Annotated in this window: 6 protein-coding genes; 4 read left to right on the forward strand and 2 right to left on the reverse strand. The window is 73.5% G+C overall.

Features of this window, described 5'->3' with window-relative positions; all coding sequences use genetic code 11:
- Nucleotides 1-79: 79 nt before the first annotated feature.
- Nucleotides 80-2,386, reverse strand: a complete 2,307-nt coding sequence (locus F9B16_RS28195) for a DEAD/DEAH box helicase (protein ID WP_151543230.1) — start codon at nucleotides 2,384-2,386, stop codon at nucleotides 80-82.
- Between the two features lie 248 nt (nucleotides 2,387-2,634).
- On the opposite strand from F9B16_RS28195, the gene F9B16_RS28200 reads away from it, so the two are divergent.
- The 4 genes from F9B16_RS28200 to F9B16_RS28215 all read left to right on the forward strand — a co-directional run bounded on the left by F9B16_RS28200 (nucleotide 2,635) and on the right by F9B16_RS28215 (nucleotide 7,627).
- A complete protein-coding gene (locus F9B16_RS28200; protein WP_021597910.1) occupies nucleotides 2,635-2,988 on the forward strand; it encodes an STAS domain-containing protein in 354 nt (117 codons plus the stop codon).
- A 16-nt stretch (nucleotides 2,989-3,004) separates the two neighbouring features.
- On the forward strand, nucleotides 3,005-3,445 hold the full coding sequence (locus tag F9B16_RS28205; RefSeq protein ID WP_151543231.1) for an ATP-binding protein: 441 nt from the start codon (nucleotides 3,005-3,007) through the stop codon (nucleotides 3,443-3,445).
- 925 nt (nucleotides 3,446-4,370) lie between these two features.
- A complete protein-coding gene (locus tag F9B16_RS28210; RefSeq protein ID WP_151543232.1) occupies nucleotides 4,371-6,851 on the forward strand; it encodes a sodium-translocating pyrophosphatase in 2,481 nt (826 codons plus the stop codon).
- Nucleotides 6,852-7,153: 302 nt separating this feature from the next.
- Nucleotides 7,154-7,627, forward strand: a complete 474-nt coding sequence (locus F9B16_RS28215) for a SixA phosphatase family protein (protein ID WP_151543233.1) — start codon at nucleotides 7,154-7,156, stop codon at nucleotides 7,625-7,627.
- Nucleotides 7,628-7,671: 44 nt separating this feature from the next.
- On the opposite strand, the gene F9B16_RS28220 is transcribed toward F9B16_RS28215, so the two are convergent.
- Nucleotides 7,672-9,973: FUSC family protein (locus tag F9B16_RS28220; protein WP_225992002.1), on the reverse strand; the 2,302-nt coding region annotated here is incomplete at its 5' end.

Here is a 9,973-nt window from a genome sequence, read left to right on the forward strand (position 1 = left end):
GCTGGGCCCGGTGGTTCGGGGCGGCGCGGGCTGACGCGGCTCGGGTTCGTCAAGGCGAGCAGGGCGCTGGAGAGACCGGTCAGGGGGCCGCTTCCAGGAGGACGGCGAGGAGCGTCAGCGCGCCCTGCTTGTCGAGGGGCTCGTTGCCGTTGCCGCACTTGGGGGACTGGATGCAGGACGGGCAGCCGGAGTCGCATTCGCAGGACGCGATCGCGTCGCGGGTGGCGCGCAGCCAGGCGGACGCGTCGGCGTAGCCGCGTTCGGCGAAGCCGGCGCCGCCCTCGTGGCCGTCGTAGACGAAGACGGTTAGCAGCCCGGTGTCCGGGTGGACGGCGGTGGAGACGCCGCCGATGTCCCACCGGTCGCAGGTGGCGTAGAGGGGGAGCAGCCCGATGGAGGCGTGCTCGGCGGCATGGGCGGCGCCCGCGAGGTCGAGGTCGCCGAGGGCGTCGACCTGGGCCTCCGACAGCGTCCACCAGACGGCGCGGGTGCGCAGGGTGCGGGGCGGCAGGTCGAGGGGCTTCTCGCCGAGCATCTCGCCGGTCTGGACGCGGCGCATCTGGTAGGCGACGACCTGGCTGGTGACGTCGACGGTGCCGTAGCAGAGCGTCGCGTCGCCCCAGGAGGTGGAGCGGAGCCGTTCGGCGATGGTGATGTCGGTGACGTCGCGGGCGGTGGTGGAGTAGTCGGGGTCGGCGGCCTCGACGAGCGCGACGGAGTCGTCCAGGTCGAGGGTCTGGACGATGAACGAGTCGCCCTGGTGGATGTAGACGGCGCCGTCGTGGACGGTGGTGTGCGCGGACGCCTCGTCGACGGTGCCGAGGAGGCGTCCGGTTGCGGTCTCGACGACCTGGACGGGCGCGCCGCCCGCGCCGCGGATGTCGGCGAGGTCGCAGGCCTTGTCGCGGCGCGTCCAGTACCAGCCGTTGGGGCGGCGGCGCAGGAACCCGCGGCGGACGAGGTCGGGCAGCAGGTCGGCGGTGGACGGCCCGAAGAGCGCGGCGTCGTCGTCGGTGAGGGGCAGTTCGGACGCGGCGGCGCACAGGTGCGGTTCGAGGACGTACGGGTTGTCGGGGTCGAGGACGGTCGCCTCGACGGGCGTCCCGAAGATCGCCTCGGGGTGGTGGACGAGGAAGGTGTCGAGGGGGTCGTCGCGGGCGACGAGGACGGACAGGGCGGCCTGCCCGGAGCGTCCGGCGCGTCCGGCCTGCTGCCAGAGGGACGCGCGGGTGCCGGGCCAGCCGCAGACGAGGACGGCGTCGAGCCCGGACACGTCGACGCCGAGTTCGAGGGCGTTCGTGCTGGCCAGGCCGACGATGGAGCGGGAGCGGAGCGCGGCTTCGAGGGCGCGGCGCTCTTCGGGGAGGTACCCGGCGCGGTACGCGGCGACCTGGTCGGCGAGCGCGGGCGCGACCTCGTGCAGGGCGCGTTTGGCGCCGAGCGCGACGGACTCGGCGCCGCGCCGGGACCGGACGAACGCGAGGGTCTGGACGCCTTCGACGACGAGGTCGGCGAGGAGGTCGCCGGCTTCGGCGGTGGCGGTGCGGCGGACGGGTGCGCCCTGCTCGCCGCGCAGGTCGGTGAGGGGCGGTTCCCAGAGCGCGAAGGTGGCGGGGCCGCGCGGGGAGGCGTCGTCGTCGACGGCGACGACGTCGAGGCCGGTGAGGCGGGACGCGGTGGACGCCGGTTCGGACGTGGTCGCGGACGCCAGGATGAAGGTGGGCGAGGCGTGGTAGCGGGCGCAGATCCGGCGGAGGCGGCGCAGGATCTGCGCGACGTGCGAGCCGAAGACGCCTCGGTATCCGTGCGCCTCGTCGACGACGACGTAGCGGAGGCGGCGCAGGAACGACGACCAGCGGGAGTGCCCGGGCAGGATCGACCGGTGCAGCATGTCCGGATTCGTCAGCACATAGTTGGCGTGCTGGCGGACCCAGGACCGCTCGTCCTGCGGAGTGTCACCGTCGTACGTCGCCGCGCGGACGCGGGTGAGGCGCAGGCCGCGCAGCGCGCGGAGCTGGTCGGCGGCGAGCGCCTTCGTCGGGGACAGGTAGAGGATCGTCCCCTCGCGGCGGTGGTCGTCCTCGCCCGCATAGATCGCCTCGATCGAGGGCAGCAGGTAGGCGAGGGACTTTCCGGAGGCGGTGCCTGTGGCGATGATCACAGAGCGGCCGGCGCGGGCGTGCTCCGCGGCGGCGGCCTGGTGCTCCCACGGGGCCTCGATCCCGGCGGCGGCCAGCCGGTCCACGAGCAGCGGGGGCGACCACGACGGCCACCCTGCACGACGGCCCTCACGTGCGGGAACGCGCTCCACATGGGTGATGCGGTCCCGCCGCGACGGGTCGGCGAGCAGCCGGTCGAGAGGGGTTGAAGATCTTTGGGCGGGCATCAGGTTTTCAGTTTGCCAGCCGGGGCAAAACTACGGGAACGCCCCGGCGCCGGTGGGCCCGCTCCCCCTGTGCTCATCTGTGGATCAGCAGGTCAGACGGGACGGCGCGAACTTTCGCCCGACTGGTCGATAACGTGCGTGCGCCGCGCCGGAGCGTGGTTGAATCACGGCGATGTCTCGCCGCCCGGGCCGCCGCCGCGGAGCCCGGAGGGCGGGATCGGATTGTGCTGCACGGCGCTGGAGGATTTGTGGACCTGAAGGTGAACGACTACACCACCGACGATGGCCTCACCGTCATCAACGTGGAGGGCGAGATCGACGTCTACACGGCGCCGAAGCTTCGCGAGAAGCTCATCGACCTGGTCAACAAGGGCAAGTTCCACCTGCTCGTGGACATGGAGAAGGTCGAGTTCCTGGACTCGACCGGCCTCGGCGTCCTGGTCGGCGGGCTGAAGCGGGTCCGCGCGCACGACGGCTCGCTGGAGCTGGTCTGCACCCAGGAGCGCATCCTCAAGATCTTCCGGATCACGGGGCTGACCAAGGTCTTCGGCATCCACGACTCGATCGCCGAGGCCGAGGAGAAGCGCAAGGGCGCGAAGTAGGCGGCCTGACACCACGATGGCGACCGTTGAACTGTCCTTCAGTGCGCTGCCCGTCCACGTCCGGACCGCCCGGCTGATCGTGACCGCGGTGGCCCGCCGCAGCGGCGTCGCCGAGGCGCTGCTGGACGAGGTGAGGCTGGCGGTCGGCGAGGCGTGCTCGCGGGCCGTGGAGGCGCACCGCCTGCACTGCCCGGACGAGCCCGTCCGGCTCGAGCTGACCGGCGCGGGCCGCCGCTTCGAGGTCACGGTGAGCGACACCGTGCCCGGCGACGACGCGGCGGGCGGGCCGCCGGCGGGGCCGGACGAGGACGACCTGGAGTTCGATCTGGGCGAGGGCACCGCCGAGCTCGGGCTGGCGGTCATCGCCGGGCTCGCCGACGACGTGGAGATCGCCACCACGCCGAAGGGCGTCCAGATCAGGATGAGCTGGCCCGCGGAGGCCGAGGCGACCATCTGACTCCGGCCGCGGCCGGGCGGACATGGCCGGCCCGCAAAGGCAGCGCGCACCCCGTCCCCCAGACCGCATGGCGAAGGCCCCGCCCCGGCGGGGCCTTCGCCATCTCTGCGGGCCTTCGCCGTCCCTGCGGTCGACGGCGGTGACGAGGAGGAGGCCGCCCGGGCGCAGCGCGCGCAGCGACCGCTCGCCCCACCCCGCCGCCGACGGCGCCGTGCCCAAGGACGCCGAGGACGCCGACGGCGCCGTGCCTGAGGTCGCGGTCGCCCTCCCGCGCTCTGGCGGCGTCCACGAGGCCTGCCGGGCTGTGAGGCCGACGAGCGGCAGCACGGCGCCCTCAACGTGGCTCAGCGGCGGCCTTGGCGCGGACCGAGGACACCGTCGGAGTTCGCGCTCGCCAAGGTGTTCAAGCGCGGGTCCGGCGTGGCGCCGTGCGGCTACCGCAAGACCGGTGCCCGCGCCCGCTCGTGCCTGAAGGCCGCACTTGGGGCTTGTGTGGCCCCTGGGGCGGAAGGGCGGAGAGGCGTGTGAGATTCTCTCCAAAGAATGATCTTGAATCGTCCGGATTTGGGCCTGGACATATTGTGTGTTAATGCCTAGCTTAATTACCGAGCGGCGCGCGCCGCGCCGCCGGGCGACGCTGGCCGCGGCCCTGTCAAGGCAGCCGCGGGGTAATAGTGTGCTTACCCGGACTGACCTGCTGAAATAGCGGCCGACCCGGTTCAAAGGTCAAATTACGGCGTAATGCGGATTGCTTTTCCGTGACATCCTCATTAAGGGTCTGGCGCCCTTCTCATTCGCCCTCCGCCTGCGTAGACTCCCGGCACCCGCGCTGCCGTGCGAGGCGTTCGAAATCAGGACTCGCGGGGTAGGCGGTAAAGATCGTCTTTTGACGGTCGGATCGCAACGCCCCTGTCGAGGAGGACGGATGTCTGGGCTTTCCCTGTCAAGCCCGGCCACTGCAGCAGCAGACGTGGATCTCGGCGGCGGCGACCTGTCACTGGTCGTCGTCGTAGCCGTGATCGCCCTGCTGGCACTGGCCGTCGCCGCGGGTCTGGTACGCGATGTACTGGCCGCGGGTCAGGGCACCGAGAAGATGCAGGAGATCGCGCGCGCGGTCCAGGTCGGCGCGAGCGCCTACCTGAAACGCCAGTTCCGCACGGTCGGCGTCTTCGTGGTGCTCATTCCGCTGGTGCTGCTGCTCCTGCCCGCCGACTCCTGGAGCGAGCGCATCGGGCGGTCGGTGTTCTTCGTCATCGGGGCGGTGTTCTCGGCCGTCACCGGCTTCACCGGGATGTGGCTGGCGGTCCGCGGCAACGTGCGGGTCGCGGCGGCGGCCCGCGAGGAGGGCGGCGAGAAGACCGCGATGCGGATCGCGTTCCGCACCGGCGGCGTCGCCGGCATGTTCACCGTCGGCCTCGGGCTGTTCGGCGCGGCGATCGTCGTGCTGGCCTACCAGGGCGACGCGCCGAAGGTCCTGGAGGGCTTCGGGTTCGGCGCCGCGCTGCTCGCGATGTTCATGCGGGTCGGTGGCGGCATCTTCACCAAGGCCGCCGACGTCGGCGCCGACCTGGTCGGCAAGGTCGAGCAGGGCATCCCGGAGGACGACCCGCGCAACGCGGCGACGATCGCCGACAACGTGGGCGACAACGTCGGCGACTGCGCCGGCATGGCCGCGGACCTGTTCGAGTCGTACTCGGTGATGCTGGTCGCCGCGCTCATCCTGGGCACCGCGGCGTTCGGCACGCAGGGCCTGGTGTTCCCGCTGCTGGTGCCGATGATCGGCGTCATCACCGCGGTGATCGGCATCTTCGCGGTGATGCCGCGCGACGGCGACCGGTCCGGGATGTCGGCGATCAACCGCGGCTTCTTCATCTCCGCGATCATCTCCGCGGTGCTCGTCGCGATCGCCGCGTTCGCCTACCTGCCCTCGTCGTTCGCCGACCTGGACGGCGGGATCCACAACGTGGACGCCGACCCGCGCTGGGTGGCGCTCGGCTCGGTGATCATCGGCATCGTGCTGGCGAGCGCGATCCAGCTGCTCACCGGCTACTTCACCGAGACGAACCGCAAGCCGGTGAAGGAGGTCACCGACAGCGCCCGGACGGGCCCGGCGACCGTCATCCTGTCCGGCATCTCGCTCGGCCTGGAGTCGGCGGTCTACACCGCGCTCGTCATCGGCGCCGCCGTCTACGGGGCGTTCCTGCTCGGCTTCGGCAACACCACCGTCGCGCTGTTCGCGGTGGCGATGGCCGGCACCGGGCTGCTCACCACCGTCGGCGTGATCGTGTCCATGGACACCTTCGGGCCCGTGTCCGACAACGCGCAGGGCATCGCGGAGATGTCCGGCGACGTCCAGGGCGAGGCCGCGTCGGTGCTGGAGCGGCTGGACGCGGTCGGCAACACCACCAAGGCGATCACCAAGGGCATCGCGATCGCGACGGCGGTGCTCGCGGCGACCGCGCTGTTCGGCTCGTTCGGGACGGCGGTCAACTCCGCGCTCGCGGACGCGTCCAAGTCCGCGAAGGACGCGATCGGCTCGCAGTTCAACCACGGCATCAACCTGTCGATCGACAACCCGAACGTGCTGATCGGGCTGATCATCGGCGCGGCCGTGGTGTTCCTGTTCTCCGGCCTGGCGATCATGGCGGTGGGCCGGGCGGCCGGACGGGTCGTGGTGGAGGTGCGCGAGCAGTTCCGCACCAAGCCCGGGATCATGGACTACACCGAGAAGCCGGACTACGACCGGGTCGTGGACATCTGCACCCGGGACGCGCAGCGCGAGCTGGCCACCCCCGGCCTGCTGGCGATCATGACGCCGATCGCGGTCGGGTTCGCGCTCGGGTACGCGCCGCTCGGCGCCTACCTCGGCGGCGCGATCGCGGCGGGCGTGCTGATGGCGGTGTTCCTCGCGAACGCCGGCGGCGCGTGGGACAACGCGAAGAAGGTCGTCGAGGAGGGCTTCCTCGGCGGCAAGGGCAGCGAGGCGCACGAGGCGACGGTGATCGGCGACACGGTCGGCGACCCGTTCAAGGACACCGCCGGCCCCGCGATCAACCCGCTGATCAAGGTGATGAACCTGGTCGCGCTGCTGATCGCGGACGCGGTCGTGACGTACGCCGACAACTACGCGCTGCGGGCCGGCGTGACGGTCGTGGCGGTCGGCATCGTCGTCGCGGCGATCGTCGTCTCCAAGCGCCGCGCGGACCCGATCGCCCCGTCGGCCGACGCGGGCGGCGACCGGGCGGCGAGCCCCGGCAAGGTCGAGGGCGGCGACGGCAAGGGCGGCGCCGTCGAGGCGACCGCGCCGGAGCAGGCGCCGGCGCCCGCCGAGGAGGCGGTCGCGGTCGAGGCGAACGGCTCGGCGGCGTCCGGGAAGGCGGACGAGTCCCCGGCCGGGGCGTCCTGATCCGTCCTGATCGCGAGGGGCCGGTGGCGTCGCGCCACCGGCCCCTTCCGCGTTCCCCCCGGGTGGTGTCCGGAGCACGCGGGACCGGTCGTACGCTGTACGCGGGAACGGGACCGAGGAAACGGGAGGCGCTGTGGCGAGCGGCGAGAAGCCGGCCTTGTCCGGCGGTAAGGGCTTCGCCCTGGTGCTGTGCGGGATGCTCGCCATCCTGCTCGCCCTGTGGGGGCTGGCGGCGCTGGTCGCGCCGTAGCCCGCCGCGGGGCGGCGGCCTGCCGGCGGCGGCCGCGCCGTAGGCTGGCGTCATGCCGACGCTGATCGTGCTCCGCCACGCCAAGGCCGTCGCGGGCTTCGGGACGGCCGACATCGACCGCGCCCTCAACGACCGCGGGCGGCGCGACGCCGCGGCGGCCGGGGAGTGGCTGCGCGCGGAGGGCCTCGCCCCCGGGTGGGCGCTGTGCTCCCCCGCCGTGCGGACGCGGGAGACGCTCGACCTGCTCGCCGTCCGGCCCGCCGCCGGGACGGCGTTCGAGCCGAAGATCTACGACAACGACCCGGAGATCCTGCTGCCCCTGGTCGCGGAGGCGCCGGACGGTGCCGGGACGGTCCTGCTCGTGGGGCACAACCCGTCGGTGCACCAGTTCGTCCACGACCTGACGGGCCAGGCCCCGGACAGCTTCCCGACGTGCGCGCTCGCCGTCATCGACCTCCCGGGCGCGTGGGCGGACGTGCGGCCCGGCGCCGGCACCCTCGTCACGTTCCGCACCCCGAAGGACTGACCCCTCCGGCGCCCCGGGCCGGGCCCGGGCCGGGGCCGGAAGCGTCAGGAGTCCTGCCCGACCGCCGCCAGCGACGCGTTGATCACCCGTCCGGTGTCGCGGCGCAGCGAGCGGACCGTGTACCGCGTCCCGGACACCTGCGCCAGCGCGTGCCGCAGCGGCGTGAACTCCTCCCGCCCGACGCCCGACTTGATCTCGGCGCGGCGCCGCTTGGTGAGCTTCTTCAGGTACTCGTCGAGGTCGGCGAGCTCCTCCTCCAGCTCCGCGGCGGGCGACCGGGCCTTCAGATCCTCGTCGTCGGGGTCCTCCAGCAGCCCGGCGGCCTCCTCCAGCTGGTCGGCGAGCCGGTCCAGGATCTCCGGCACCGGCCCCGCGTCGACGGCCTCCTCCCGCGTCACCCGCGAGACCGCGATCAGGTGGTCGCGGACGCGGTGCGCGGCGCGGACGGCGTCGCGCAGCCGGCCGATCAGCGCGGTGTCGGGCACCCGCTCGTGCGTCAGCCGGTCCCGGGTCTCCGCGACGGCCTCGGCGGACCGCTCCGCGGTGACGACCTTCTCCTGCGGCAGCCGGACCCGCTCGCCGCCCACCACGTCCGCCGCCGCCCGGACGAGGTCGGCGTGCACCGCCAGCATCCGGCCGAGCTGCACCGGCAGCCGCTCCAGGTGACCGGCCGGCCACAGCAGCCGGACGGCGAGGAACGACAGCACCGTCCCCCCGGCGACCAGGCCGATCCGCTCGCCCGCGATGCGCCAGTCGGCGGGCGCGGAGAAGTCGAGCAGCATCATCGCCAGCGGCGTGCCGAATAGCCCCCAGTACGCGAAGTTGATCGGCCGCAGCGCGAACCCGGCCAGCGCGAACACGAAGACGATCACCGCGACGACCGGCTGGGTCGGCGCGAGCGTCAGCACGACCGCGGCGATCACCGATCCGGCGGCGGTGCCGCCGACGCGCTGCACCAGCCGCTCGACGGTCTCCCCGTACGTCGCGCGCAGGCTCAGCATCGCGGTGATCGTCAGCCAGTGGCCGTGCGGGATGTGCAGTCCCGCGGCCAGCGCCATCGACACGACCGCGGTCACGTACACGCGCGTGAGCTGCCGGAACAGCGGGGAACGGGTGCGGACGGCGCGGCACATCCGGGCCAGCTCCGACCGCGGGTCCGGCGCACCGGGCATCCGCGGCGGGCCGATCCCGATCCGCAGGCCGCCCGCGATGGTGCGGCGCGCCGAGGCCGCCTCACCGGCGATGCGGTCGATGGAGCGCCGCACCTGCCCGATCAGCGACACCGCGACGAGGTCCTCGTCGCCGGCGAGCCCGGCGCGCCGGATCTGCTCCGACAGCCGCCCCATCCGGCGGACCGCCGCCGACTCCTCGCCGCCGAGCGGCGCCTCGCCGTTGGTGGCGATCGCGCCCGCGAGCAGCCGCAGCCGCGCCGCGAGCGCGGACACCGCGGTCTGCGTCTCCAGCTCCCACTCGCGGTCCGGCGGGTAGTTCTTCGCCGCCTCCAGCACGGCCTGCAGCGTGACGGTCTCGTGCAGGACACGGCCCAGCGCGTCGATCAGCCGTTCCGGCCGGGTCGGCTCGCCGCGGCCGCGCCCGGACCGGTACAGCCCGTAGGTGGCGCGGGCGTCGGTGAGCGCCTCGGACGCGGCGCGCCGCCGCTCCTCCCAGTCCGGCATCCGGGTGACGGCCAGCAGGTCGGGGTTGGTGAGCTCGACGGCGTCCAGCGGGCTCGGGTCGGGCGCGCCGACGTCCTGCGCGACGGCGTCGATGGCCTCCGCGACCCGGTCGGCGGCCTCGGCGAGGGCCTCCCGCAGCGGGCGGAGCCGCCGCACCGGCCACGGCACCAGCAGCAGCCCCATGGTGAGCAGCCCGCCGATCAGCTCCAGCAGCCCGACGCCGATGACGTCGGCGGACGGCGGCCGGATCGCGCTCAGCAGCACCGCGAGCCCGGCCGTCGAGCCGATCCGCGGCACCGCGACGCCGAGCGCGATCAGCGGCGGCACCACGATCACCGCGGGCCAGGTGTGCCCGCTCAGCAGCCCGCCGACCGCGGACCCGACCGCGACCATCAGCACGCCGCTCGCGAGGTCCCGCGCCCGGTTCCCGTACGGGCCCTCGGGCGCGCGCAGCGCCACCAGGTACGCGCCGAGCGCGATCATCGCGCCCTGCGCGCCGCGGCCCGTCAGCGACCCGACCAGCAGCGGGATCGCCATGGCGAGCGCCGCCGCCAGCCCATAGAACGGCGCCGACTGCCCGTTGATCTGGGCGTACGCCGACCGCGCACGCTTCAGCACCGCTCCGGCTCGCCTTCCCGACTCGTCCCGCGGGCCCCGGCGGGTGCCGGGG

The sequence above is a fragment of the Actinomadura montaniterrae genome (genome assembly GCF_008923365.1).
Lineage (GTDB): Bacteria > Actinomycetota > Actinomycetes > Streptosporangiales > Streptosporangiaceae > Spirillospora > Spirillospora montaniterrae.